Here is a 22,938-nt window from a genome sequence, read left to right on the forward strand (position 1 = left end):
TTTTTTTATTGACAGCGAATTTGGTTGACGAAATTTCGTGAATTACGAACTGTCGTAATATTGTTTACGAAATTTCGTAAAAAACGGTTGAAGGATATGCATCAGTGACAGACACCGTCGCCCTCGGACTCGCGGCCGACTCCGCCGTTGCCATGCTGTTAGTCCACCCGGTAGACGATCGGGTACTGCAAGCCAACAACGCCGCGCTTGATTTACTGGGCTGCACCGTAAATGAGCTACCCGGTCATGCCTTTAGCCATTTTCTGCGAGGGGGAATCGCATTGTGGGTGAGCTTTACGGATGAGGTACTGACTCAAGGCGAAGCGTGGTCGGACGACCTGCTGCTGGTGGATCTGCAACTGCGGCAAATAGCGGTGGAGGTTGCGGCTAGCGCGGTTGAGGGTGGGAAAATTGTACTGACGGTGCAGCGCCGGGATCTTCTGGAGCAGCGCCGTAATCGTGCTGAGGCGCGCCGGCAACACCGTTTGGGCCACGTGGGGTGGGAGCGGATCAGCCAGGTGTTCGAGCGCATCCAGCAGCAAAACCGGCTGATTCTTGGTGCAGTTGGCGAGGGCATCTATGGGCTCGATACCCGGGGCCAGACCACGTTCATCAACCCCGCCGCCGAGCGTATCTTGGGGTGGAGTGCCGTCGACATGATTGGCCAGGATGCCCACCATTTGTTCCACCACAGCCATAGCGATGGACGTGCGTTCGAGGTCAATCAGTGCCCCATCCATGCTTCGTTCAGCGATGGACAAGTTCATCGCGTGGACCACGAGGTGTTCTGGCACAAGAGCGGCGAACCAATCGCCGTCGAGTACACCAGCACTCCAATCTTCGAGATGGGAAGGCTGGTGGGGGCGGTGGTGCTTTTTCGGGACATCCGCGAACGACAACGCACTGAAGCGCGCCTGCGCGATGCGCTAAGTGAAGTAGAGCAGTTGAAGACTCGGCTGGAGATGGAAAACCAATACCTGCAGGAGGAAATCAACGCTCACGGCAATCACCACGAGATCGTCGGCGAAAGCCCAGCGGTCAAGCATCTGTTACAGCAGATCGAGCTGGTCGCAGCTACCGACGCCAACGTGTTGGTCACCGGCGAGTCAGGCACGGGTAAAGAGCTTGTGGCTCGCGCTATTCATGCCAGCAGCCCCCGGCGCGACCGCCCTCTGATTCGGGTCAATTGCGCCGCGGTGCCCCGTGAATTGTTCGAGAGCGAGTTCTTCGGCCACCTCAAAGGGGCCTTCACCGGAGCGGTCAGCAACCGAGTGGGTCGCTTTGAATTGGCAGACGGCGGAACCTTGTTTCTCGATGAGGTGGGAGAGATTCCGCTGGAGTTACAAAGCAAGTTGCTCCGTGTTCTACAGGACCGCCAGTTTGAGCCTGTAGGCGACAATCGCACCAGGGCCGTTGATGTGCGAGTTATCGCCGCAACGAACCGTGACCTGCGCGATATGGTCGCCCGAGGGGCGTTCCGGGAAGATTTATACTTCCGTTTGAATGTGTTCCCTATACGCTCGGTGCCGTTGCGGGAGCGACTTGAGGACATTCCGTTGCTCGCCAGCCATTTTCTTGAAAGGGCTAGCCTGGCGTTCAACAAACCGGGCATTCGCATGTCGCTGACCCAAGTCGCGGTGCTTCAGCAGTACACCTGGCCAGGCAACATTCGCGAGCTTCAAAATGTGATTGAGCGACAGACCATAGTCTCCCGAGACGGTCGCGTGAGCTTTCATGAGGTTCTGGCGCCAAGCGCTCCGTCCAGTGGCCCAGTATCTTCAATTGCACAATGCGAGCCTGAACCGACTGCCGACAAAGACTGGGAGCGGCAGATGAAGCTGAATGCGATCTCTGTGCTCAAACGAACAGCGGGGAAAGTCTCCGGCGAGGGTGGTGCTGCGCAATTGCTGGGGTTGAAGCCCACAACCTTCGCGTCTCGACTCAAAAAGTGGGGCGTTGATCCGAGAGATTACAAATAAAGCCACTCGTGCAAGCCTGAGAAGAAACCCACTGATGCGAGCACCAGTTGAGTGGCGGCGGGGCGGGGTTGATCTGGAAAGGAAGAATGGCCGGTGACGTGGGGCACCGGCCATGGGTGGTTGATCAGTACTCCCAGAAGATGCGTTGCAGCTCTTTGCTGTCCTGGGTCTTGGTCATTGCCACCATCGCCAGGATCCGCGCTTTTTGCGGGTTCAGGTCGTGAGCCACGACCCAGTCATTCTTGTCATCCGGCTGTTCGGCGTTACGCAGTACGAAACCACCCTGGTTGACATGCGACGAGCGGATGATCTGCACGCCGTTCTTGCGCAGTTCTTGCAGCGCCGGGACTACCCGCGACGATACCGAACCGTTGCCGGTACCGGCATGGATCAGCGCCTTGGCGCCGTTCTGTGCCAACGCCTTGTAGGCGGTGTCCGTGACGTTGCCATAGCCATAGGCAATGTCCACCTGCGGCAGGCTGCTGATCTGCTTGATATCGAACTCGGAATTGACCGTATGGCGCTTTGCCGGCAGGCGGAACCAGTACGATTTGCCTTCCACTACCATGCCCATCGGGCCCCAGGCGCTCTTGAAGGCTTCGGTCTTGATGTTGACCGCCTTGCTCACATCGCGGCCGGACTGGATCTCGTCGTTCATGGTCACCAGCACGCCCTTGCCACGCGACTGCTTGTCGCTGGCTACGGCCACGGCGTTGTACAGGTTGAGCATGCCATCGGCGGACATGGCGGTGCCCGGGCGCATCGAGCCGACCACCACGATTGGCTTGTCGGTCTTCTCTACCAGGTTGAGGAAGTAGGCGGTTTCTTCGAGGGTGTCGGTGCCGTGGGTGATGACGATACCGTCGACGTCCTTGCTTTCGGCCAGCTCGGCGACGCGCTTGCCCAGCTTCAGCAGGTCGTCATTGCTGATGCTCTCGGAGGCGATCTGCATCACTTGCTCGCCACGTACATTGGCGATGTCGGCCAGTTCCGGCACGCCGGCGATGAGCTTGTCGACGCCCAGCTTGGCAGCCTGGTAAGTGGCGCTGTTGGCAGCGCTGGCACCGGCGCCGGCAATGGTGCCGCCGGTGGCGAGGATGACCACATTGGCCAGCTTCTGTTGGGTTTCGGCTTCTTTGGCCGAGGCGCTGGATGGCAGGATCAGCAGCAGGGCGAGTGCGCTTGGGGCGAAGGTTTTGAGTGCGGCATTCATCGTTATTGTTCTCGCTTCCTAGTGAGTTAGTTATTGAGTCGCGCAGGGCTATAGGCATTTTTCGTACCAAGGCACCACGCGTTGCCCGGGTTGGAGCGGCCTTGCGTTGCAATGGGCTGTGTAGCAGCCCCGACAATGTGTGATGTTGCACCGAGCCGCGCCTGCCAAAGGCGGCATTGCATTCGTAATTCCGAACAAATAAAGGAAAAGGTGTTCGGTTTTTCGGAAAAGACTGCATAATCGGCCCCAGCAGCACTTTGGCCTCCGAAAGCCAAACGGATTTGACAAACAACGGTCCTGTTACCATAGTTGGTCAACGCAAACGTTTGCGATCCGACAAAAAACACAAGATTCGGAGTCATCGTTCATGAAGCTGCCGTTCGCCGGTCGTCTGCTGGCCCTCGCTGTCATTTCCTCGCTTAGCCTCACCTTGCCATTGTCTGCCGCCCACGCTGAAGACAAGCCTAAGGTCGCCCTTGTCATGAAGTCGCTGGCCAACGAGTTCTTCCGCACCATGGAAGACGGCGCCAAGGACTACCAGAAAACCCACGCCGACGAGTTCGAGCTGATCGCCAACGGCATCAAGAACGAGACCGACACTGGCGAGCAGATCCGCATCGTCGAGCAGATGGTCAATGCCGGCGCCAAAGCGCTGGTGATTGCCCCGGCTGATTCCAAGGCGCTTGTGTCGGCGGTGAAGAAGGCCATGGACCAGGGCGTGGTGGTGATCAACATCGACAACCGTCTGGACCCTGATCTGCTAAAGAGCAAAGGCATCAGCGTTCCCTTCGTCGGCCCCGACAACCGCAAGGGCGCGCGCCTGGTTGGCGATTACCTGGCCAGCCAGAAGCTCAAGGCCGGCGACCAGGTGGGCATCATCGAAGGCGTGTCGACCACCACCAATGCCCAGCAGCGCACCGCCGGCTTCAAGGACGCCATGGACGCCGCGCAGATGAAAATCGTCTCGGTACAAAGCGGCAATTGGGAGATCGACAAAGGCAACGCCGTCGCCGCCTCCATGCTCAACGAATACCCCGACCTGAAGGCCTTGCTGGCCGGCAACGACAGCATGGCCCTGGGCGCTGTGTCCGCCGTGCGTGCCGCTGGCAAGACCGGCCAGGTGCAAGTGGTGGGCTATGACAACATCAATGCCATCAAGCCAATGCTTGAAGACGGTCGGGTGCTTGCCACCCTCGACCAGGCCGCCAGCCAGCAGGCGGTGTATGGCATTCAGGCGGCGCTGAAAATGGTCAAGGGCGAAAAGCCTGATGTGAATGCCGACAACGTCATTCAGACCCCGGTCGAACTCATCACCAAGAAGCCCTGATGCTGCCAGGAGAATCGGCCATGCCTGCATCGGCCAATGAAGTGGTGCTTGCCGCCAGCGGCCTGGGCAAGACCTACGCCCAGCCCGTACTTGGCGAGGTCAGCCTGAGCCTGCGCGCCGGCGAAGTGCTGGCCCTGACCGGCGAGAACGGCGCGGGCAAGAGTACGTTGTCCAAGCTCATCAGCGGCCTGGAGGTGCCCACCACCGGGCACATGACCTACCGCGGCCAGGCCTACGCGCCCGGCAGTCGCGGCGAGGCCGAACGCCTTGGGGTGCGCATGGTCATGCAGGAGCTGAACCTGCTGCCGACGCTGACCGTGGCGGAAAACCTGTTTCTCGACAACCTGCCCAGCCGCTTCGGCTGGATCAGCCACAAGCGCTTGCGCCAGCTCGCAACGGCTGCGATGGCTCGGGTCGGGCTCGACGCCATCGACCCGGACACCCCTGTCGGCGAACTGGGCATCGGCCATCAGCAAATGGTCGAGATTGCCCGCAACCTGATCGGTGACTGCCATGTGCTGATCCTGGACGAACCCACTGCCATGCTCACTGCGCGCGAGGTGGCGTTGCTGTTCACCCAGATCGAGCGCCTGCGCGCCCGCGGCGTGGCCATCGTCTATATCTCGCATCGCCTGGAAGAGTTGCAGCGTGTGGCCCAACGCATCGTTGTACTGCGCGATGGCAAGCTGGTGTGCGACGAGCCGATCCAGCGCTACAGCAGCGCCGAACTGGTCAACCTGATGGTCGGCCGCGAGCTGGGCGAGCATATCGACCTGGGTCGACGACAGATGGGTGCACCGCTGCTCAAGGTCGACAAGCTGTGCCGCGGCGACAAGGTGCGCGAGGTGTCGTTCGAAGTCAGGGCAGGGGAGATTTTTGGCATTTCCGGCCTGATCGGCGCCGGCCGTACCGAGCTGCTGCGCCTGATCTACGGTGCCGATCGCGCCGACAGCGGCGGTATCGCGCTGGGCCAGCCGCCGCAGGCGGTAAACATCGACTCGCCCAAGGCTGCAGTGCGGGCCGGTATCGCGCTGATAACCGAAGACCGCAAAGGCGAGGGCCTGCTGTTGACGCAGTCGATCAGCGCCAACATTGCGTTGGGCAACCTGGGCGCGGTATCGCGCGCCGGTGTGCTCGATGGTGAAGCGGAAAAGGCCTTGGCCGAACGCCAGATCCTGGCCATGCGCATTCGCAGTGCTGGCGCGCAGCAAGTGGTGGGTGAGCTGTCTGGCGGTAACCAGCAGAAGGTAGTGATCGGCCGCTGGCTGGAGCGCGATTGCCAGGTGCTGCTGTTCGACGAACCCACGCGTGGCATCGATGTGGGCGCCAAGTTCGACATTTATGGCCTGCTGGCCGAGCTGGCGCGTCAAGGCAAGGCCTTGGTGGTGGTGTCCAGTGACCTGCGCGAACTGATGCTGATTTGCGACCGCATCGCCGTGCTGTCCGCCGGCCGCCTGATCGACACCTTCGCGCGTGATCATTGGAGCCAGGACCAGTTGCTTGCCGCCGCCTTCGCCGGTTATCAGAAACGTGACGCGCTGCTGCATGATGCAGCCCCCAGGATGGATGCATGAAAACCACCCCGCTCAACAATCAGGAAGCCGCCCCCGTGCGCCGCAGCGGTACGTACTTTGGCCTGGGCACCTACCTGGGCCTGGCTGGCGCCTTGCTGGCGATGATCGTGCTGTTCTCGTTCCTCAGCAGCCACTTCTGGTCGTATGGCACCTTCAGCACGCTGGCCAACCAGATCCCGGACCTGATGGTGCTGGCGGTGGGCATGACCTTCGTGCTGATCATCGGCGGCATCGACCTGTCGGTGGGCTCGGTCCTGGCACTGGCCGCCTCGACGGTGAGCGTGGCGATACTCGGCTGGGGCTGGGGCGTGCTGCCCTCGGCGCTGCTGGGCATGGCCGTGGCTGCACTGGCCGGCAGCATTACCGGTGGCGTCACCGTGGCCTGGCGCATCCCCTCGTTCATCGTTTCGCTTGGTGTGCTGGAGATGGCCCGTGGCCTGGCCTACCAGTTCACCGACTCGCGCACCGCCTATATCGGCGACGCCTACGCCTGGTTCTCCAACCCGGTCGCCTTTGGTGTTTCGCCAGCGTTCATCATCGCCTTGTTGGTGATCGTGCTCGCCCAGTTGGTCCTGACGCGCACGGTGTTCGGTCGTTACCTGATCGGTATCGGCACCAACGAAGAGGCCGTGCGCCTGGCCGGTATCGATCCGCGCCCTTACAAAGTGCTGGTGTTCGCCCTGATGGGGCTGCTCGCCGGCCTGGCCGCGCTGTTCCAGATCTCGCGGCTGGAAGCGGCCGACCCCAATGCCGGCGCTGGCCTGGAGCTGCAGGTCATTGCCGCGGTCGTGATCGGCGGCACCAGCCTGATGGGCGGGCGTGGATCGGTCATCAGCACCTTCTTTGGCGTACTGATCATTTCCGTATTGGCCGCCGGGCTGGCGCAGATCGGTGCCAGCGAGCCGACCAAACGCATCATCACCGGGGCGGTGATCGTCATCGCCGTGGTGCTCGACACTTACCGTAGCCGGCGCGCAGGCCGGCGGAACTGACAACATGGCAACCATCAAAGACGTCGCGGCACTGGCGGGTATTTCCTACACCACCGTGTCCCATGTACTCAACAAGACCCGTCCGGTCAGCGAGCAGGTGCGGCTGAAAGTGGAAGCCGCCATCATCGAACTGGATTACGTGCCCAGTGCGGTGGCGCGCTCGCTGAAAGCGCGCAGCACGGCCACCATCGGCCTGTTGGTGCCCAACAGCGTCAACCCGTACTTCGCCGAGCTGGCGCGGGGTATCGAAGATGCCTGCGAGCGCAACGGCTATTGCGTAATCCTGTGCAACTCCGACGACAACCCGCAGAAGCAGCGCAGCTACCTGCGCGTGCTGCTGGAAAAGCGCATCGACGGCCTGGTAGTGGCCTCGGTGGGCCAGGACGACGACCTGCTGCAAAGCCTGGCCAGTGTGCGCACGCCAATGGTCATCGTCGACCGTGAACTGGAAGGCGTCGATGCCGACCTGGTGCGCATTGACCACGAGCAGGGGGCGTACCTGGCCACCCGGCATCTGCTGGAACTTGGCCATCGCGACGTCGCCTATATCGGCGGCCCCGCCGAAACCGGGGTTACCCAGCTGCGCCTGAGCGGCTTCCGCCGTGCCATGGCCGAAGCCGGTGCGCCCGTACCGGGCAGCCGTGTACTGCACTGCGACTTCACCAGCCCGGGTGGCCATGCAGCGGCGGCGCAGGTGCTGGAAGGCAAGCGGCCCTCGGCGATTTTTGCCGGCAACGACATGATCGGCTTTGGTGTGCTGCGCGCTGCAGCCGAACGCAATATCAGCGTACCCGGCGAGCTGTCGGTGATCGGCTTCGACGACATCGAACTGAGCCGCTACGTGTACCCACCACTGACCACCGTGGGCCAGTCGATCCGCGAACTGGGCGAGAGCGCTGCCTCGTTGCTGCTGACGCGTATCGCTACGCCCCGGCAAGGCGCGGCGGAGCAGCGCATTGTCGCCCCGCGTATCGTCTTGCGTGAGTCCACCGGGCCGCGCCCGGACCTGTTCAATGAATACCGCTAACGCTAAGGAAACGTCATGAATGCCAAGGTTGTGGTGGTCGGCAGCCTCAACATGGACCTGGTGGTCCGCGCCCAGCGCCTGCCACGGGCCGGCGAAACCCTCCCCGGCGATAGCTTTTTCACGGTGCCGGGCGGCAAGGGTGCCAACCAGGCGGTGGCGGTAGCGCGGCTGGGGGGCAGCGTGGCGATGATCGGTAATGTGGGGGATGATGATTACGGTCGGCAGCTGCACCGGGCATTGTATGTCGAGGGTATCGACTGTCAGGGTGTCAGCACCTGCCCGGGCACGTCCAGTGGTGTGGCGCTGATCACGGTGGATGCTGCCAGCCAGAACTGTATTGTCATCATTCCCGGCGCCAACGGCCTACTTACGCCGCAGTCGGTGCTGCACTTCGATGCACTGCTGCAGGCCGCCGAGGTGGTCATCTGCCAACTGGAAGTGCCCACTGAGACTGTGGCTTGCACACTGGCCAGGGCGCGTGAGCTGGGCAAGCAGGTCATCCTGAACCCGGCGCCTGCTACCGGCCCTTTGCCTGCGGACTGGTTTGCGCATATCGATTACCTTACCCCTAACGAAAGCGAGGCCGAAGCCTTGACCGGTGTGGCGGTGACCGACCAGGACAGTGCCCGGCGCGCAGGCGAGCGCTTGCTGCAACTGGGGGCAGGCAAAGTGATCATCACCTTGGGTGCGCAAGGTGCCTTGCTGGTTACTGCCCAAGGTCATCAGCACTATCCGGCGCCGCACGTGCAACCGCTGGACACCACCGCTGCCGGCGATACCTTCATTGGTGGCTTTGCTGCCGGCCTGGTGCGTGGGCTGGAGGAGGGGGAGGCGATCGCCTTTGGCCAGCGTGCCGCAGCATTGTCGGTTACCCGTGCTGGTGCCCAACCGTCGATTCCCTACCTGGCGGAGCTGACGCCATGAAGAAAACCCCGCTGTTGAACGTTGCCCTGTCGCGGGTCATTGCCGGCATGGGGCATGGCGATATCCTGGTGATTGGCGATGCCGGGCTGCCGGTGCCGCCGGGTGTGGAACTGATCGACCTGGCCATTACGCCTGGCCTGCCGGACTTCGCCAGCGTGCTGCGGGTGGTGCTGAGCGAATTGCAGGTGGAGCGGCACGTGCTGGCAGAAGAAATGCAGAAAGTGGTGCCACCCGCGCTGGTCGAAATCGAGCGACTGAAGGGCAAGCTGGGCAAGCGCGAATGGCTGACCCATGAGGATTTCAAAGTGCTGTCGCGCAGTGCTCGTGCGGTGGTGCGTACAGGCGAGTGCCAGCCCTACAGCAACATTGCCCTCATCTCCGGCGTCACCTTCTAACCGCTTCCACAAAGGACGTCGGGCTGTGTAAACGCATGATTCATAGGCAACAGGAGTGCCACCCATGCTCAAGTCCCTGCTACAAGGAGTCGTCTTCATGGCCACAGCCTCCACCCTCCAGGCCGCACCCATCGATCTGATCATCGACACCGATCCCGGCGCCGACGATGTGGTGGCGCTGTTTCTGGCCATGGCTTCGCCCAACGAACTCAGTATCCGCGCCATCACCACCGTGGCCGGCAACGTTCGCCTGGACAAGACCTCGCGCAATGCCCGCCTGGCCCGCGAATGGGCGGGGCGTGAAGACATCCCGGTGTACGCTGGTGCCGGCCGCCCATTGGTGCGCACGCCGATCTACGCCGCCGACGTTCATGGCGAAGAAGGCCTCACCGGCGTACAGGTGCACGAGCCGAAAGCGCCCCTGGCCCAGGGCAATGCCGTGCAATACCTGGTCGATACCCTCGGCGCAGCCAAACCGCACAGCATCACCGTCGCCATGCTCGGCCCGCAGACCAACCTGGCCCTGGCGCTGATCCAGCGCCCGAGCATCGCCAAAGGCATCAAAGAGGTGGTGGTCATGGGGGGAGCGCATTTCAACGGCGGCAACATCACCCCAGTGGCGGAGTTCAACCTCTACGCCGACCCGCACGCCGCCGAAGTGGTGCTGGCCAGCGGCGTGCAGCTGACCTACCTGCCGCTGGATGTCACGCACAAGCTGCTGACCAGTAACGCCCGCCTGAAGCAACTGGCAGCCGTGAACAACCAGGCGAGCAAGCGCGTGGTGGATATCCTCAATGCCTACATCACCCACGATATGGACGTGTATGGCATACCTGGTGGCCCTGTGCACGACGCCAGCGTCATCGCCTACCTGTTAAAGCCCGAGCTGTTCAGCGGCCGGCGTATCCACATGAGCATCGACAGCCGCGAAGGACCCACTTTCGGCCAGACAATCGCAGACTGGTACGGTGTACTCAAGCGGCCGGCAAATGTGCTGTGGGTGGAGCAGGGTGATGCCCAGGGGCTGTTCGACCTGCTCAGTGACCGTCTGGCGCGATTGGAATAGCCGCGTGCGGCGCGTAGCGCTCGAACACCTGGTCGATGAAGCTGCGTGCCGCCTCGGCACCGTTGTCGCGCACCAACAGGTCGATGGCGATCAACAGCAACTCTTCCGGTGTGCCAGGGCTGTACGCGCTCTGGCCCTCGGCCCATTTGACCTTGATATCGGCATCGATGCTGTGGGTGCTCATGAAAAGCTCTCGCTAGGGGCCCGGAACGAAGGAGGAACACCTGACCCTGGTGTTCGATGGAGGCGGGATGCGCTCCACTTCTTGCAGCAAATCATGGCTTTGCGCCGGTGACCGTGCGAGCTAAGCATATGGCAAACGCAGCGTGTTGTGCAAAATTCGGTCACGATTGCTTTTCGCCTCGCCGCTGCAGTTCAGGCAGACTTGACCGGTTTTGCAACAAATGATGAGCGGAGCTGTCGGATCAGGCAGTTCCCGGACCGATTTAGGAGGCTTCATGTTCCGTACCCGTGCTTACCTGGCAACTCTGGCTGTGGCTGCTGTCCTGGCGGGTTGCAGCACTGGTGGCAATGCTGATGGTGGTGCTGCGCCGGCCGCGCCAGTGGGCAACGATGGCCGCTGCGAAGCCAGTGGTGCCGACTTTGCCATGGGCAAGCAGGCCAGCGCTGAATTGCTGGAGCAGGCACGCAAGGCCAGCGGCTCGCAGATGGCGCGCATTCTCAAGCCGCACGACGTGGTCACCCTGGAGTACCGCTCCGAGCGCCTGAATCTGAACGTGGACGAGCAGGGCAGGGTAACCCGCGTCAACTGCGGTTGATGCACGCGCGGGCAACTGCCTTGCGCAAAATGTGAAAAGCCTGCGCGGTCGCCTGTAGGAGCGGGTTCACCCGCGAACACGGGCAAAGCCCGTGCCATTCACCCTACAATCTGTTTCGCAGGCAATCCCGCCCCACTCAGATGATGCATCACCCATAAAAAAACCCGCCACAAGGGCGGGTTTTTTTACAGCTATCCGAATTACTCCGGACGAACCTGTGCAGCCTGCATGCCCTTCTGGCCGCGCTCGGCGACGAAGGAAACAGTCTGGCCTTCTTTCAGGCTCTTGAAGCCGTCAGATTCGATGGCTTTGAAGTGTACGAACAGGTCGTCGCCGCCGCCTGCTGGGGTGATGAAGCCGTAGCCTTTCTCATCATTGAACCATTTGACGGTGCCTTGTTGGCGATTGGACATGGGTGAATCTCCAGAACATTTAGTTTTTTCAGTGGTGCAATGCGGCCGAGGCTACGGAGCACGAGATACATCATAGTCTAATTCTGCGCATCTAGCGCCTTTTACCTTCGCAGGATATTGATCCAGCTCAAAGAATGGCTGGCCATCACCGGCTTTAAGGTTTCAGCTCTTCGGTGCGCAGGCCTGTTTCACCACCGACTGCGCCTTCTGCATCAGCTTGGCGTCAACGCCGTCTTTACTGTCGAGGTCGGCAATCTCGGCGTCGGTGAAGTTCTTTTTGATGGCTTGCGCGCCGCAGTCGCAGTGTTTTTTCGCGGTGGCAGCGTCAACGCCCTGGCCGCTGGCCACTTGCGTGCACTGGGTCATGTAGGCGGCCTCCTTCCCGGCTGGGAAGTTGCCGGCGTTCGCGGCCACGGGCAGCAGCAGGGCGCCAGCGGCCGCCAGGGCCAGAAGAGACGGAACTCGCATCACCAGTTACTCCTTGGGTTTAGGTCTCATCAAGAGTAGGTTGCTTCCCAAAGTCTGAGCGGTATTTTTCCGCGTTAGTTCACCGCTGCGGTGCAATTTCCAAATATTTCTGCCTGGGGTGCAACCCGCGTGCTAGCATGCTCGGCTTGCGGTCGCGCTGTTGCCGGCTGCAGCTATCTTTTTTCTTTCCAGTCACTCTGGTTCGTCCCTGACAAGCCGAAAGGCTTCTGCCACTGTGGGGCAGGCTTCCTTTTACCGGAAGGCAGGTCGGATCTTGTACTGGCTCATCCCAACCCACGTGACCTTTGGTAGGGGTCACCACTAGGAGAGGAGGCGCCATGCCCGTTATTACTCTTCCCGATGGCAGTCAACGTTCGTTCGATCACGCCGTATCCGTAGCCGAAGTAGCCGCTTCCATCGGCGCTGGCCTGGCCAAGGCCACCGTTGCCGGCAAGGTCGACGGCAAGCTGGTCGATGCGTGTGACCTGATCAGCAACGACGCCACCCTGCAGATCATCACCCCTAAAGATGAAGAGGGACTGGAGATCATTCGTCACTCGTGCGCCCACTTGGTTGGCCACGCCGTGAAGCAGCTGTACCCGACCGCCAAGATGGTGATCGGCCCGGTCATTGACGAAGGCTTCTATTACGACATCGCCTACGAACGCCCCTTCACCCCAGAAGACATGGCCGCCATCGAAAAGCGCATGATGGAGCTGATCGAAAAAGACTACGACGTGGTCAAGAAAATGACCCCGCGCGCCGAAGTCATCGATGTGTTCAAGGCCCGTGGCGAAGACTACAAACTGCGTCTGGTCGAAGATATGCCGGATGAACAGGCCATGGGCCTGTACTACCACGAAGAATACGTCGACATGTGCCGCGGCCCGCACGTGCCGAACACCCGCTTCCTCAAGGCATTCAAGCTGACCAAGCTGTCCGGCGCCTACTGGCGTGGCGATGCCAAGAACGAGCAACTGCAGCGCGTGTACGGCACGGCCTGGGCTGACAAGAAGCAGCTGGCTGCGTACATCCAGCGCATCGAAGAAGCCGAAAAACGCGACCACCGCAAGATCGGCAAGCAGCTCGACCTGTTCCACCTGCAGGAAGAAGCCCCGGGCATGGTGTTCTGGCACGCCAACGGCTGGACCGTCTACCAGGTACTCGAGCAGTACATGCGTGGCGTGCAGCGCGAAAACGGCTACCAGGAAATCAAGACCCCGCAGGTTGTCGACCGCATCCTGTGGGAGCGTTCCGGCCACTGGTCCAACTATGCCGAGAACATGTTCACCACTTCGTCGGAAAGCCGTGACTACGCGGTAAAACCGATGAACTGCCCGTGCCACGTGCAGGTGTTCAACCAGGGCCTGAAAAGCTATCGCGACCTGCCACTGCGTCTGGCTGAGTTCGGTGCCTGCCACCGTAACGAGCCGTCCGGCGCACTGCACGGCATTATGCGCGTGCGTGGCTTCGTACAGGACGATGCGCACATTTTCTGCACCGAAGATCAGGTGAAGAAAGAAGCCGCCGACTTCATCAAGCTGACCCTGGACGTGTACAAGGACTTCGGTTTCAGCGACATCGCCATGAAACTGTCCACTCGTCCGGCCAAGCGTGTCGGTTCCGAAGAGTTGTGGGACCGTGCTGAAACAGCACTGGCCGACGCCCTGAACGAATCCGGCCTTGAGTGGGAATACCAGCCGGGCGAGGGGGCCTTCTACGGCCCGAAAATCGAGTTTACCCTGCGCGACTGCCTCGGCCGTAACTGGCAGTGCGGTACCCTGCAGTACGACCCGAACCTGCCAGAGCGTCTGGATGCCAGCTATATCGCCGAAGATAACAGCCGAGTTCGCCCGGTCATGCTGCACCGCGCTATCCTCGGTTCGTTCGAGCGCTTCATCGGCATGCTGATCGAGCACTACGCTGGCGTATTCCCGGCGTGGCTGGCCCCGACCCAGGCGGTGATCATGAATATCACCGACAAGCAGGCCGATTTCGCCCTTGAGGTTGAGAAATCTCTGAACGGAAGCGGTTTCCGTGCCAAGTCGGACTTGAGAAATGAGAAGATCGGCTTTAAAATCCGCGAGCATACTTTGCTCAAGGTCCCGTACCTTTTGGTTATAGGGGACCGCGAAGTCGAAACGCAAACCGTCGCTGTGCGTACTCGCGAAGGCGCAGACCTGGGCTCCATGCCCGTCGCCCAATTCGTTGAGCTGCTGACACAAGCGGTTTCCCGGCGTGGTCGCCAAGAATCGGAGTAATGACTATTAAGCGTGAAATGAGAAACGATAAGCGTGCTGTACCGAAGGCCCCGATCAACGAGAATATCTCGGCCCGCGAGGTTCGGTTAATTGGCGCAGACGGCGAGCAGGTTGGCATCGTCTCGATTGATGAAGCGCTGCGTATCGCTGATGAAGCGAAGCTGGACCTGGTAGAAATCTCTGCAGACGCGGTACCACCCGTTTGCAAGGTCATGGACTACGGCAAGCACCTCTTCGAGAAGAAGAAGCAGGCTAACGAAGCCAAGAAAAACCAGAAGCAGATCCAGATCAAAGAAATCAAGTTTCGTCCAGGGACGGAGGATGGGGATTACCAGGTAAAACTACGCAACCTGGTACGTTTCCTTACCGATGGGGACAAGGCCAAGATCTCTCTGAGATTCCGTGGTCGTGAGATGGCCCACCAGGAGCTGGGCATGGAGCTGTTGAAGCGGGTCGAAGCCGACCTCGCCGAATACGGCACCGTTGAGCAGCATCCGAAGATGGAAGGACGCCAGCTTATGATGGTCATCGCCCCCAAGAAAAAGAAGTAATCTCCCGGGCACGGCAGGCCTGATGATTATGTGTAATTTTATCGAATGCGGAGTTCCAACATGCCAAAAATGAAAACCAAGAGCGGTGCTGCGAAGCGCTTCCTGAAGACAGCTTCGGGCTTCAAGCACAAGCACGCTTTCAAGAGCCACATCCTGACCAAAATGTCGACCAAGCGTAAGCGTCAACTGCGCGGTGCCAGCTTGCTGCACCCGTCCGACGTCGCAAAAGTCGAGCGCATGCTGCGCGTTCGTTAATTCTGGTTAAGATAGAGGAAGTTACTCATGGCTCGTGTTAAGCGCGGCGTTATCGCTCGTAAGCGTCACAAAAAAATTCTGAAACTGGCTAAAGGTTACTACGGTGCACGTTCGCGCGTATTCCGTGTAGCCAAGCAAGCGGTCATCAAGGCAGGCCAATACGCCTACCGCGACCGTCGCCAGAAGAAGCGTCAGTTCCGCGCACTGTGGATCGCTCGTATCAACGCCGGTGCCCGCACCAACGGTCTGTCCTACAGCCGTCTGATTGCTGGCCTGAAAAAGGCTTCGATCGAAATCGACCGTAAGGTTCTGGCTGATCTGGCAGTGAACGAAAAAGCGGCGTTTGCTGCGATTGTCGAGAAAGCTAAAGCCGTTCTGGCTTAAGTACCCGCGACAATCACCCGGCGGTGCTAGCGCTGCCGGGCATTGAACGTCATCGATAGGGGAAGAGCCTTCAAAGCTCTTCCCCTATTTTCGTATCTGGAGTCTGTACATGGAAAACCTGGATGCGCTGGTCTCCCAAGCCCTAGAGGCCGTGGAGCGCGCTGAAGACATCAACGCCCTGGAACAGATCCGGGTTAATTATCTCGGCAAGAAGGGCGAACTGACCCAGGTGATGAAGACCCTGGGCAACCTGCCAGCCGAAGAGCGGCCGAAAGTCGGCGCGCTGATCAACGACGCCAAAGAGCGCGTCACCGTTGTGCTCAATGCCCGCAAGGCTGCCTTTGAAGAGGCTGAGCTCAGCGCTCGCCTGGCTGCCGAATGCATTGACGTCACCCTGCCAGGCCGCGGCCAGGCCACCGGTGGCCTGCACCCGATCACTCGTACACTCGAGCGCATCGAGCAGTTCTTCACCCACATTGGTTACGGCATTGCCGAAGGCCCAGAGGTGGAAGACGACTACCACAACTTCGAAGCGCTCAACATCCCTGGCCACCACCCGGCGCGGGCGATGCACGACACCTTCTACTTCAATGCCAACATGCTGCTGCGTACCCACACCTCGCCGGTGCAGGTGCGGACCATGGAGTCCACCCAGCCGCCCATCCGCATTGTGTGCCCGGGCCGCGTATACCGCTGCGACTCGGATATCACCCACTCGCCGATGTTCCACCAGGTCGAAGGCCTGCTGATCGATCGCGATATCAACTTCGCCGACCTCAAGGGCACCATCGAAGAATTCCTGCGCGTATTCTTCGAGAAAGAACTGGCGGTCCGTTTCCGCCCATCGTTCTTCCCCTTCACCGAGCCGTCTGCAGAAGTCGACATCCAGTGCGTGATGTGTTCCGGCAACGGCTGCCGTGTGTGCAAACAAACCGGCTGGCTGGAAGTGATGGGCTGCGGCATGGTGCACCCGAATGTGTTGCGCATGTCCGGCATCGACCCAGAAGAGTTCCAGGGCTTCGCCTTCGGCATGGGTGCCGAGCGCCTGGCCATGCTGCGCTATGGCGTCAACGATTTGCGTCTGTTCTTCGACAACGACCTGCGGTTCCTAGCCCAATTCCGCTAGGCCCAATCGACGCAACTTTCAGGAGAACAGCATGAAATTCAGTGAACAGTGGCTGCGCGGTTGGGTCAACCCGCAAGTCTCCCGTGACGAACTGGTCGCCCGCCTGTCCATGGCCGGCCTCGAAGTTGACAGCGTTACCCCCGCTGCCGGCCAGTTCAGCGGCATCGTCGTGGGCGAAATTCTCGCCACCGAGCAACACCCGGACGCCGACAAGCTGCGCGTTTGCCAGGTAAGTAGCGGCCAGGAAACCTTCCAGGTTGTGTGCGGCGCCCCTAACGCCCGCCCAGGCATCAAGATCCCGTTCGCCATGATCGGTGCCGAACTGCCAGGCGACTTCAAGATCAAGAAGGCCAAGCTGCGCGGTGTCGAGTCCTTCGGCATGCTGTGCTCGGCTGCCGAACTGCAGATCAGCGAAGAAAACGACGGCCTGCTGGAACTGGCTGCCGACGCTCCGGTTGGCGAAGACATTCGCACGTACCTGAGCCTGGATGATGCCAGCATCGAAATCGGCCTGACCCCGAACCGCGGCGACTGCCTGTCCATCGCCGGCCTGGCCCGCGACGTCAGCGCCCTGTACGACACCCCGGTCACCCGCCCGGTGGTGCCAGCCGTAGCGGCCGCCCATGACGAAGTGCGCCCGGTCGAAGTCAGCGCCCCGGCTGCCTGCCCGCGCTACCTGGGCCGCGTTATCCGTAACGTCGACCTGAGCAAGCCAACCCCACTGTGGATGGTTGAACGCCTGCGCCGCAGCGACGTTCGCAGCATCGACGCCGCCGTCGACATCACCAACTACGTGATGCTCGAACTCGGCCAGCCGATGCATGCCTTCGACCTGGCAGAAATCAACGGCGGCATCCGCGTGCGCATGGCCGAAGAGGGCGAAAAGCTCGTCCTGCTCGACGGCCAGGAAGTTGCCCTGCGTGCCGACACCCTGGTCATTGCCGACCACACCCGCGCCTTGGCCATCGCCGGCGTCATGGGTGGCGAGCACAGCGGTGTGAACACCGAAAAAACCCGCGACCTGTTCCTGGAAAGCGCCTTCTTCGAGCCGATTTCCGTCGCCGGTAAAGCCCGTTCCTACGGCCTGCACACCGATGCATCGCACCGCTACGAGCGCGGCGTCGACTCGCAACTGGCCCGCGAAGCCATGGAGCGCGCCACCCAGTTGCTGCTGGACATCGTTGGCGGCGAAGCCGGCCCTGTGGTCGAAGCGGTCAGCGAACAGCACCTGCCACAAGTAGCCCCGGTCACCCTGCGTGCCGAACGCATCACCCAGATGCTTGGCATGGAAATGGAGCCGGCCCAGGTCGAGCAGCTGCTCAACGCCCTCGAGCTGACCACGACCAAGAGCGGGGAAGGGCAGTGGACCGTCCGCGTGCCAAGCCACCGCTTCGACATCAGCCTGGAAGTGGACCTGATCGAAGAGCTGGCCCGTCTGTACGGCTACAACAACCTGCCGGTTCGTTACCCGCAAGCCCGCCTGGCCCCACAGGGCAAGCCGGAAACCCGCGGTGACCTGCCGACCCTGCGCCGCCTGCTGGTTGCCCGCGGCTACCAGGAAGCCATCACCTACAGCTTCATCGATCCGAAACTGTTCGAACTGTTCAGCCCGGGCGTAGAGCCGCTGCTGCTGGCCAACCCCATCTCCAGCGACATGGCCGCCATGCGCGCCTCGCTGTGGCCGGGCCTGGTCAAGGCACTGCAGCACAACCTGAACCGCCAGCAAGACCGCGTGCGCCTGTTCGAAAGCGGCCTGCGCTTTGTCGGCCAACTGGGTGACCTGCAGCAGCAGCCAATGATTGCCGGCGTCATCACCGGCAGCCGCCTGCCAGAAGGCTGGGCCAACGGCCGCGACGGCGTCGACTTCTTCGACGTCAAAGCCGACGTGGAAGCCCTGCTGGGTTACTCCGGCGCCCTGAGTGACTTCACCTTCAGCGCCGGCAAACACCCAGCCCTGCACCCAGGCCAGACCGCTGCCATCGAGCGTGACGGCAAACTGGTCGGCTACCTCGGCGCCATCCACCCAGAGCTGGCCAAGGCCTTGGGCCTGGACCGCCCGGTGTTCCTGTTCGAGCTGGTGCTGGGCGACGTGGTCGAAGGCCGCCTGCCGAAATTCAGCGAACTGTCCAAGTTCCCGGAAACCCGCCGCGACCTGGCTTTGATCGCAGGACGTGAGGTGGCTTCTAGCGCGGTGCTTGAATTAATTCGTGACAATGCAGGCGAATGGCTCACAGACCTCAGGCTGTTTGATGTGTACCAAGGTAAAGGCATTGATCCTGATAGAAAAAGCCTTGCCGTCGGCTTGACCTGGCAGCATCCATCGCGCACTCTTAACGACGATGAGGTGAACACTACCCTGCAAAACATCCTCACCTCGCTCGAACAAAGGTTGAACACCACGTTAAGGAAATAACGGCATGGGTGCTCTGACGAAAGCTGAGATGGCCGAAAGGCTGTACGAGGAGCTGGGGCTTAACAAGCGTGAGGCCAAGGAGCTGGTCGAGCTGTTTTTCGAAGAAATTCGGCACGCACTTGAAGAGAACGAGCAGGTCAAGCTGTCCGGTTTCGGCAACTTCGACCTTCGCGACAAACGCCAGCGGCCGGGCCGCAACCCCAAGACAGGGGAAGAGATCCCGATCACCGCACGGCGCGTCGTCACCTTTCGTCCAGGGCAGAAATTGAAGGCCCGGGTTGAGGCCTATGCTGGAACCAAGCCATAACGACGAACTGCCCCCCATACCGGGCAAGCGCTACTTCACCATTGGTGAAGTGAGCGAGTTGTGTGCCGTAAAGCCACACGTGCTGCGGTATTGGGAGCAGGAGTTCGACCAGCTGAACCCTGTGAAGCGGCGGGGGAACCGGCGGTATTACCAGCGCCAAGATGTGCTGATGATCCGCCAGATTCGTGCGCTGCTGTATGATCAGGGGTTCACCATTGGCGGGGCGCGGTTGAGGCTCTCCAGTGATGAGGCTAAAGATGAATCCAGCCAGTACAAGCAGCTGATTCGGCAGATGATTGTTGAATTGGAGGATGTGTTGGTGGTTTTGAAGAAGTAAGCCGGGTTTCTGATGAGTGGAAAATTTTTTGAGAAAAAGCTTTCATTTATCAGGAGGTTAGGGTACATTCTTCAACGTTCTCGGCAAGATTGAGAACATGCTTCAAAGCCCAGTCGGGGCGTAGCGCAGCCCGGTAGCGCACTTGCATGGGGTGCAAGGGGTCGAGTGTTCGAATCACTCCGTCCCGACCATATATTTCAACGACTTAGCCACCTTCGGGTGGCTTTTTCGTTTTTGCATGTGGGGAGTTTTTCGGGACTTCATCCGATTTTCCTCTTCAAGATCGTCAACACCGGCCCGCGAGAGTCAGTTGTTGATACCATGTTCGCAGCCTCAATCAGCTTGCCCAGCTCAGCGCCGGAGTAGTGGCTGGTGATGCTGCCGTTCTTGTGCCCGAGCAGTGACTTCCGATCCTCTTCAGTAACGCCTGCTGCCCGCAGTCGTCGACCGAAGGTGTGCTTCAAGTCGTGAATCCTGATCGAGGCATATCCAGGGTGAGCGGGGCGAAGGTTTTCCTCCTGCCAGAGTTTCGCCGCTCTCACCCGTGCCTTCTTCCATGCCGAGTCGTTCATCCGGTGCATCGCGGTGCCGTTGTATGGGAATACCCATTCCTTGCTGATCCCACGCTGCCTTTCAATAATCGACTTGGCTACGTTGTTCAGCACCACCAGGCGCTCGTCGCCATTCTTTACGCCCGACCGGGCGTGTCTCCCGCCGAAGTCAGCAGGGATCAGGAAAACACTGGTTCCCAGTTCCGGCACCGATATCTCCCAATCCCACCTCAGCTTGCACACCTCTTGCTCCCGACAGCCCGTGTTTACCTTGAACAGGGCCATCGTTTGTAGGTGGCCCGGTAACTCGTTGAAGAGGATCGACTGCTCTTCCCATGACATTGGGTAGGGCTTACGGCTCGACTTCTTCTCTTCGAGCTTCCTCAGCATGGGCACACTGTCCAGCCATGGCCGGCGATCGTCGTCTCGCCACTTCCTGGCGCATAGCGTCAAAACCCGGACCGCGCGCTCAATTGCGATGTTAATCGTCCGGTTGCTTACGGCCTTTTCAATGGTCCCATCCGGCAGAACCTTTTCTGTCTGCCGGTCCCTGATAAACGGCTCCAGCGCCTGGTCATCGATGTGCGTCAGCGGCAGATGGCCCAGGTATGGATGAAGCTGCTTCATGCACAAGGCAGTCAGGTGGATGGATGGCTGATCCTTGACCTCAAGGAGGTAGCGCATTGCCGCCTCCTCCCAGGTATGCACCTGCCGAACGCCATACACCTTCCTTTGACGCAGTTGCTCGAGCTTGTGGATCAGGTACTGCTCTGCTTCTTCCCGGTCACCAGTTCCAGTACTTTCTCGAATTCGCTCCCCTTTGTAGACTTTATCGATTTGCCAGACACCGCCCTTCTCGTAGAGGCCAGTGATCGTTTTTCGCGCCATGTATCATCTCCTCGGCGCTGCGGGGCCGATTGTTGTCCTGTCCGGTGGCTTTTTCGATCGCCTTGGCTTCGATGTAGGCGTCCGCCCACTCATCAAGCTCCTGGCGGTCAAAGGCCACGCCCTGTTTTCCGATGGGGAATTCCCGCACGTTCGGCCTGACCGTCTTGTTGAACTCATCCCGGCACATGCCGAGATATCCAGGTGCATCGCCGAACCGGATGAACCGCGGCTGAATGCTTGTGGGCTTTGCTGCTGTGGCATTCGCCATGTGTGTCTCCACACCGCCGGTGGCGGTAGGTTGGTGGTCAGGCTGCTGGCGCAGGCTCGACGCGGTAGTACTCGGTTGCCCTGCAGCGCGGGCAGACCATGGTGCTGAGGCCTTCCGCCCATTTGCATGGGGCTGGAATCCGCTCGCTCTCCTTGTGCTTGTTGCGGCAACGGCAGCACTTCACGGTGATATCGGACATAGGTCATCCTCGCCCGCGCAGGTCGGCGGGCTTGAGTAGTGGAGGGAGGGTTAGGCGAATTCGGCGGCGAACGCGTCGACCAGCGCCTGGCTGGTGAAGTTGATCGGGAGAGCGTCGGTGCTCTTTCCGTCGCTGATCAGCACCCACCCGTTCTTGTAGAGGGTGCAGGTGTTCCTGCCCTGGCAAACGCGGGCGATCGGCAGGCCGCCGAACGGCAGCCAGCGGTTGATGCGATAGACCAGCCTCCTCATGGCATCAGCTCCTTCGGCACCTGGACGGTATCGCCGAACTCAGTTGCGACCACTGCCTGACACGCCGCAATCAGGGCCGTGCCACAATAGTCCGTGCCGTAGTGCTCGCCGGCCTTGTAGTAAACACTGGCCCGCCAGCGCTCCGACATCTCAGTGCCCTCGGGCCCTTCATGGGCTTCTGGGATGAGCGAGACCTGATATTTCACAGCCAGGGGCCCGCCCAGCGCCCAGTCTTCCCACGGGTTGTAGCGTTTGGTGTGCTCGATGGCCTGGCCCTGGTACCGGGCGAACACGCGCCAGGGCACCCCGTTGTATCCGGGCGGCTCAAGGAACAGGGGCGAGACCTTGCGATGGCTGATACCTCTCATCAGTCCAGCGCCCAGGCGCCAGTGCGGGTGTAGGTTCGGGTTGTGTTTCGTGCGGGGAGAGCTGGCGCTCGTTGCCGGCCTGCAGCTGGCTGTCGGGGATCCAACTGATGCCGCCCTTGTAGTAGTGGCCGCTGTAGACCCAGCAGGTGACGGCGCGCTTGTCGTCGTGGATGACCTCGACATTGGGGGTGAACTGTTCTGCGCTGGCGCCGGTGGCCAGCAACAGGAGGCAGAGGGCGAGGCGGGTCATCAGCAGTCCACCCAGTTGAGTTCTCTGATGTAATCGCCGCCGGCGCACAGGTGCTCGTCGTTGATCGCTTCCAGATCCTTGATGTCTGCCAGGGCGGCCTTGGCCCGCTCTAGAGCCAGCTCGGCATGGCTTAGCTGTTGGCGTTTTCTGGCCTTGTAACTGCTCAGCGCCTCCTCTTTGCGGGGGGAGGCGAACCGGCGCCAGGAGTTTTTCGATACTCGTTTGGCGTTGCCCCAAACTTTCCCGGTGGCTTCCTGGCGCGCCATGGCATAACCCTCGCTGCCTCTTGCGGACCACCACGTAGCGCCGGCACACGATCGTGACGCCTTCGGGGGCCGATGGAATCGATGTAGCGGAAGTGGTCCGGCCAAG

Annotated in this window: 28 protein-coding genes and 1 tRNA gene; 18 read left to right on the plus strand and 11 right to left on the minus strand. The window is 60.7% G+C overall.

Annotation, left to right across the window (positions count from 1 at the left end):
* Positions 1-104 precede the first annotated feature (104 nt).
* Positions 105-1,979, plus strand: coding sequence for a sigma 54-interacting transcriptional regulator (locus FQ668_RS12345; protein ID WP_019438782.1), 1,875 nt, complete (start codon positions 105-107; stop codon positions 1,977-1,979).
* Positions 1,980-2,103: 124 nt separating this feature from the next.
* Here FQ668_RS12345 and FQ668_RS12350 read toward each other — a convergent pair whose 3' ends face one another.
* On the minus strand, positions 2,104-3,192 hold the full coding sequence (locus FQ668_RS12350; RefSeq protein ID WP_003250634.1) for an asparaginase: 1,089 nt from the start codon (positions 3,190-3,192) through the stop codon (positions 2,104-2,106).
* Between the two features lie 367 nt (positions 3,193-3,559).
* On the opposite strand from FQ668_RS12350, the gene FQ668_RS12355 reads away from it, so the two are divergent.
* From FQ668_RS12355 to FQ668_RS12385, 7 genes are all read left to right on the plus strand, one after another.
* Positions 3,560-4,519: a sugar ABC transporter substrate-binding protein gene (locus tag FQ668_RS12355; protein WP_014591562.1), complete on the plus strand. Its 960-nt coding sequence runs from the start codon at positions 3,560-3,562 to the stop codon at positions 4,517-4,519.
* A gap of 20 nt (positions 4,520-4,539) precedes the next feature.
* The gene (locus FQ668_RS12360) at positions 4,540-6,093 is read left to right on the plus strand and encodes a sugar ABC transporter ATP-binding protein (RefSeq protein WP_019438783.1); all 1,554 of its coding nucleotides are present in this window, start codon (positions 4,540-4,542) and stop codon (positions 6,091-6,093) included.
* Complete coding sequence (locus FQ668_RS12365) at positions 6,090-7,085, plus strand: ABC transporter permease (RefSeq protein WP_014591560.1); 996 nt, start codon at positions 6,090-6,092, stop codon at positions 7,083-7,085. Before FQ668_RS12360 ends, FQ668_RS12365 begins: the two co-directional genes overlap by 4 nt.
* 4 nt (positions 7,086-7,089) lie before the next feature.
* The gene (locus FQ668_RS12370) at positions 7,090-8,112 is read left to right on the plus strand and encodes a LacI family DNA-binding transcriptional regulator (RefSeq protein ID WP_014591559.1); all 1,023 of its coding nucleotides are present in this window, start codon (positions 7,090-7,092) and stop codon (positions 8,110-8,112) included.
* A gap of 15 nt (positions 8,113-8,127) precedes the next feature.
* Positions 8,128-9,036 (plus strand): ribokinase, encoded by a 909-nt coding sequence (rbsK, locus tag FQ668_RS12375; protein ID WP_014591558.1) that lies wholly within the window; start codon positions 8,128-8,130, stop codon positions 9,034-9,036.
* Positions 9,033-9,431 carry a D-ribose pyranase gene (gene rbsD / locus FQ668_RS12380; RefSeq protein WP_003250646.1) on the plus strand — a complete coding sequence of 133 codons (399 nt, stop codon included), beginning with the start codon at positions 9,033-9,035 and terminating at the stop codon, positions 9,429-9,431. The genes rbsK and rbsD overlap by 4 nt, the downstream gene beginning before the upstream one ends.
* Positions 9,432-9,495: 64 nt before the next feature.
* Complete coding sequence (locus FQ668_RS12385; RefSeq protein WP_019438784.1) at positions 9,496-10,497, plus strand: nucleoside hydrolase; 1,002 nt, start codon at positions 9,496-9,498, stop codon at positions 10,495-10,497.
* Here the strand turns inward: FQ668_RS12385 and FQ668_RS12390 are convergent.
* Positions 10,469-10,681, minus strand: a complete 213-nt coding sequence (locus tag FQ668_RS12390) for a hypothetical protein (RefSeq protein WP_003250649.1) — start codon at positions 10,679-10,681, stop codon at positions 10,469-10,471. The two genes, FQ668_RS12385 and FQ668_RS12390, sit on opposite strands and share 29 nt — an antisense overlap.
* Before the next feature lie 274 nt (positions 10,682-10,955).
* Between FQ668_RS12390 and FQ668_RS12395 the strand changes: the two genes are divergently transcribed.
* On the plus strand, positions 10,956-11,276 hold the full coding sequence (locus tag FQ668_RS12395; RefSeq protein ID WP_014591556.1) for an I78 family peptidase inhibitor: 321 nt from the start codon (positions 10,956-10,958) through the stop codon (positions 11,274-11,276).
* A 200-nt stretch (positions 11,277-11,476) separates the two neighbouring features.
* Here the strand turns inward: FQ668_RS12395 and FQ668_RS12405 are convergent, their stop codons facing one another.
* Both FQ668_RS12405 and FQ668_RS12410 read right to left on the minus strand, forming a co-directional pair.
* Positions 11,477-11,689, minus strand: coding sequence for a cold-shock protein (locus FQ668_RS12405; RefSeq protein WP_003250656.1), 213 nt, complete (start codon positions 11,687-11,689; stop codon positions 11,477-11,479).
* 162 nt (positions 11,690-11,851) lie between these two features.
* On the minus strand, positions 11,852-12,157 hold the full coding sequence (locus FQ668_RS12410) for a hypothetical protein (protein ID WP_012052881.1): 306 nt from the start codon (positions 12,155-12,157) through the stop codon (positions 11,852-11,854).
* 338 nt (positions 12,158-12,495) lie between these two features.
* Here FQ668_RS12410 and thrS point away from each other — a divergent pair, with 338 nt between their 5' ends.
* From thrS to FQ668_RS12455, 9 genes are all read left to right on the plus strand, one after another.
* Complete coding sequence (gene thrS, locus FQ668_RS12415; protein ID WP_010953409.1) at positions 12,496-14,418, plus strand: threonine--tRNA ligase; 1,923 nt, start codon at positions 12,496-12,498, stop codon at positions 14,416-14,418.
* Positions 14,418-14,969, plus strand: a complete 552-nt coding sequence (infC, locus tag FQ668_RS12420) for a translation initiation factor IF-3 (RefSeq protein WP_012052879.1) — start codon at positions 14,418-14,420, stop codon at positions 14,967-14,969. Before thrS ends, infC begins: the two co-directional genes overlap by 1 nt.
* Positions 14,970-15,029: 60 nt before the next feature.
* Complete coding sequence (rpmI, locus tag FQ668_RS12425) at positions 15,030-15,224, plus strand: 50S ribosomal protein L35 (protein ID WP_003250667.1); 195 nt, start codon at positions 15,030-15,032, stop codon at positions 15,222-15,224.
* A 27-nt stretch (positions 15,225-15,251) separates the two neighbouring features.
* A complete protein-coding gene (rplT, locus tag FQ668_RS12430) occupies positions 15,252-15,608 on the plus strand; it encodes a 50S ribosomal protein L20 (protein WP_003250671.1) in 357 nt (118 codons plus the stop codon).
* 109 nt (positions 15,609-15,717) lie between these two features.
* Positions 15,718-16,734 carry a phenylalanine--tRNA ligase subunit alpha gene (gene pheS, locus FQ668_RS12435; RefSeq protein WP_003250674.1) on the plus strand — a complete coding sequence of 339 codons (1,017 nt, stop codon included), beginning with the start codon at positions 15,718-15,720 and terminating at the stop codon, positions 16,732-16,734.
* Positions 16,735-16,765: 31 nt separating this feature from the next.
* Complete coding sequence (pheT, locus tag FQ668_RS12440) at positions 16,766-19,147, plus strand: phenylalanine--tRNA ligase subunit beta (RefSeq protein WP_019438785.1); 2,382 nt, start codon at positions 16,766-16,768, stop codon at positions 19,145-19,147.
* 4 nt (positions 19,148-19,151) lie between these two features.
* Positions 19,152-19,454, plus strand: a complete 303-nt coding sequence (ihfA, locus tag FQ668_RS12445) for an integration host factor subunit alpha (protein ID WP_003250679.1) — start codon at positions 19,152-19,154, stop codon at positions 19,452-19,454.
* On the plus strand, positions 19,435-19,791 hold the full coding sequence (locus tag FQ668_RS12450; RefSeq protein ID WP_003250681.1) for a MerR family transcriptional regulator: 357 nt from the start codon (positions 19,435-19,437) through the stop codon (positions 19,789-19,791). The genes ihfA and FQ668_RS12450 overlap by 20 nt, the downstream gene beginning before the upstream one ends.
* Before the next feature lie 114 nt (positions 19,792-19,905).
* Positions 19,906-19,982: transfer RNA gene (locus tag FQ668_RS12455), tRNA-Pro, on the plus strand.
* Between the two features lie 69 nt (positions 19,983-20,051).
* On the opposite strand, the gene FQ668_RS12460 is transcribed toward FQ668_RS12455, so the two are convergent.
* Genes FQ668_RS12460 through FQ668_RS29155 form a run of 7 tightly spaced genes read right to left on the minus strand, consistent with a single transcriptional unit; the run spans position 20,052 to position 22,832 of the window.
* Complete coding sequence (locus FQ668_RS12460) at positions 20,052-21,230, minus strand: tyrosine-type recombinase/integrase (protein WP_019438786.1); 1,179 nt, start codon at positions 21,228-21,230, stop codon at positions 20,052-20,054.
* Positions 21,172-21,498 carry a hypothetical protein gene (locus FQ668_RS12465; RefSeq protein ID WP_023389776.1) on the minus strand — a complete coding sequence of 109 codons (327 nt, stop codon included), beginning with the start codon at positions 21,496-21,498 and terminating at the stop codon, positions 21,172-21,174. The genes FQ668_RS12460 and FQ668_RS12465 overlap by 59 nt, the downstream gene beginning before the upstream one ends.
* 37 nt (positions 21,499-21,535) lie before the next feature.
* Positions 21,536-21,697, minus strand: coding sequence for a hypothetical protein (locus FQ668_RS28545; RefSeq protein WP_019438787.1), 162 nt, complete (start codon positions 21,695-21,697; stop codon positions 21,536-21,538).
* Positions 21,698-21,747: 50 nt separating this feature from the next.
* On the minus strand, positions 21,748-21,948 hold the full coding sequence (locus FQ668_RS12470) for a hypothetical protein (RefSeq protein ID WP_019438788.1): 201 nt from the start codon (positions 21,946-21,948) through the stop codon (positions 21,748-21,750).
* A complete protein-coding gene (locus FQ668_RS12475; protein WP_023389774.1) occupies positions 21,945-22,316 on the minus strand; it encodes a phage protein NinX family protein in 372 nt (123 codons plus the stop codon). The genes FQ668_RS12470 and FQ668_RS12475 overlap by 4 nt, the downstream gene beginning before the upstream one ends.
* A complete protein-coding gene (locus FQ668_RS12480) occupies positions 22,273-22,566 on the minus strand; it encodes a hypothetical protein (RefSeq protein WP_014591549.1) in 294 nt (97 codons plus the stop codon). The genes FQ668_RS12475 and FQ668_RS12480 overlap by 44 nt, the downstream gene beginning before the upstream one ends.
* Entirely contained in the window at positions 22,566-22,832 is a 267-nt protein-coding gene (locus FQ668_RS29155; RefSeq protein WP_019438789.1) for a hypothetical protein, read from the minus strand. Before FQ668_RS29155 ends, FQ668_RS12480 begins: the two co-directional genes overlap by 1 nt.
* Positions 22,833-22,938 lie beyond the last annotated feature (106 nt).

It is taken from the genome of Pseudomonas sp. Kh14 (assembly GCF_900291005.1).
In the GTDB taxonomy this organism is placed as follows: Bacteria; Pseudomonadota; Gammaproteobacteria; order Pseudomonadales; family Pseudomonadaceae; genus Aquipseudomonas; species Aquipseudomonas alloputida.

Excerpts from the sequence above, each read along its gene's own strand:
- FQ668_RS12350 (WP_003250634.1), bottom strand. The coding sequence starts at position 3,192 with ATGAATGCCGCACTCAAAACCTTCGCCCCAAGCGCACTCGCCCTGCTG.
- FQ668_RS12355 (WP_014591562.1), top strand. The coding sequence starts at position 3,560 with ATGAAGCTGCCGTTCGCCGGTCGTCTGCTGGCCCTCGCTGTCATTTCC.
- FQ668_RS12360 (WP_019438783.1), top strand. The coding sequence starts at position 4,540 with ATGCCTGCATCGGCCAATGAAGTGGTGCTTGCCGCCAGCGGCCTGGGC.
- FQ668_RS12365 (WP_014591560.1), top strand. The coding sequence starts at position 6,090 with ATGAAAACCACCCCGCTCAACAATCAGGAAGCCGCCCCCGTGCGCCGC.
- FQ668_RS12370 (WP_014591559.1), top strand. The coding sequence starts at position 7,090 with ATGGCAACCATCAAAGACGTCGCGGCACTGGCGGGTATTTCCTACACC.
- rbsK (WP_014591558.1), top strand. The coding sequence starts at position 8,128 with ATGAATGCCAAGGTTGTGGTGGTCGGCAGCCTCAACATGGACCTGGTG.
- rbsD (WP_003250646.1), top strand. The coding sequence starts at position 9,033 with ATGAAGAAAACCCCGCTGTTGAACGTTGCCCTGTCGCGGGTCATTGCC.
- FQ668_RS12385 (WP_019438784.1), top strand. The coding sequence starts at position 9,496 with ATGCTCAAGTCCCTGCTACAAGGAGTCGTCTTCATGGCCACAGCCTCC.
- FQ668_RS12390 (WP_003250649.1), bottom strand. The coding sequence starts at position 10,681 with ATGAGCACCCACAGCATCGATGCCGATATCAAGGTCAAATGGGCCGAG.
- FQ668_RS12395 (WP_014591556.1), top strand. The coding sequence starts at position 10,956 with ATGTTCCGTACCCGTGCTTACCTGGCAACTCTGGCTGTGGCTGCTGTC.
- FQ668_RS12405 (WP_003250656.1), bottom strand. The coding sequence starts at position 11,689 with ATGTCCAATCGCCAACAAGGCACCGTCAAATGGTTCAATGATGAGAAA.
- FQ668_RS12410 (WP_012052881.1), bottom strand. The coding sequence starts at position 12,157 with ATGCGAGTTCCGTCTCTTCTGGCCCTGGCGGCCGCTGGCGCCCTGCTG.
- thrS (WP_010953409.1), top strand. The coding sequence starts at position 12,496 with ATGCCCGTTATTACTCTTCCCGATGGCAGTCAACGTTCGTTCGATCAC.
- infC (WP_012052879.1), top strand. The coding sequence starts at position 14,418 with ATGACTATTAAGCGTGAAATGAGAAACGATAAGCGTGCTGTACCGAAG.
- rpmI (WP_003250667.1), top strand. The coding sequence starts at position 15,030 with ATGCCAAAAATGAAAACCAAGAGCGGTGCTGCGAAGCGCTTCCTGAAG.
- rplT (WP_003250671.1), top strand. The coding sequence starts at position 15,252 with ATGGCTCGTGTTAAGCGCGGCGTTATCGCTCGTAAGCGTCACAAAAAA.
- pheS (WP_003250674.1), top strand. The coding sequence starts at position 15,718 with ATGGAAAACCTGGATGCGCTGGTCTCCCAAGCCCTAGAGGCCGTGGAG.
- pheT (WP_019438785.1), top strand. The coding sequence starts at position 16,766 with ATGAAATTCAGTGAACAGTGGCTGCGCGGTTGGGTCAACCCGCAAGTC.
- ihfA (WP_003250679.1), top strand. The coding sequence starts at position 19,152 with ATGGGTGCTCTGACGAAAGCTGAGATGGCCGAAAGGCTGTACGAGGAG.
- FQ668_RS12450 (WP_003250681.1), top strand. The coding sequence starts at position 19,435 with ATGCTGGAACCAAGCCATAACGACGAACTGCCCCCCATACCGGGCAAG.
- FQ668_RS12460 (WP_019438786.1), bottom strand. The coding sequence starts at position 21,230 with ATGGCGCGAAAAACGATCACTGGCCTCTACGAGAAGGGCGGTGTCTGG.
- FQ668_RS12465 (WP_023389776.1), bottom strand. The coding sequence starts at position 21,498 with ATGGCGAATGCCACAGCAGCAAAGCCCACAAGCATTCAGCCGCGGTTC.
- FQ668_RS28545 (WP_019438787.1), bottom strand. The coding sequence starts at position 21,697 with ATGTCCGATATCACCGTGAAGTGCTGCCGTTGCCGCAACAAGCACAAG.
- FQ668_RS12470 (WP_019438788.1), bottom strand. The coding sequence starts at position 21,948 with ATGAGGAGGCTGGTCTATCGCATCAACCGCTGGCTGCCGTTCGGCGGC.
- FQ668_RS12475 (WP_023389774.1), bottom strand. The coding sequence starts at position 22,316 with ATGAGAGGTATCAGCCATCGCAAGGTCTCGCCCCTGTTCCTTGAGCCG.
- FQ668_RS12480 (WP_014591549.1), bottom strand. The coding sequence starts at position 22,566 with ATGACCCGCCTCGCCCTCTGCCTCCTGTTGCTGGCCACCGGCGCCAGC.
- FQ668_RS29155 (WP_019438789.1), bottom strand. The coding sequence starts at position 22,832 with ATGGCGCGCCAGGAAGCCACCGGGAAAGTTTGGGGCAACGCCAAACGA.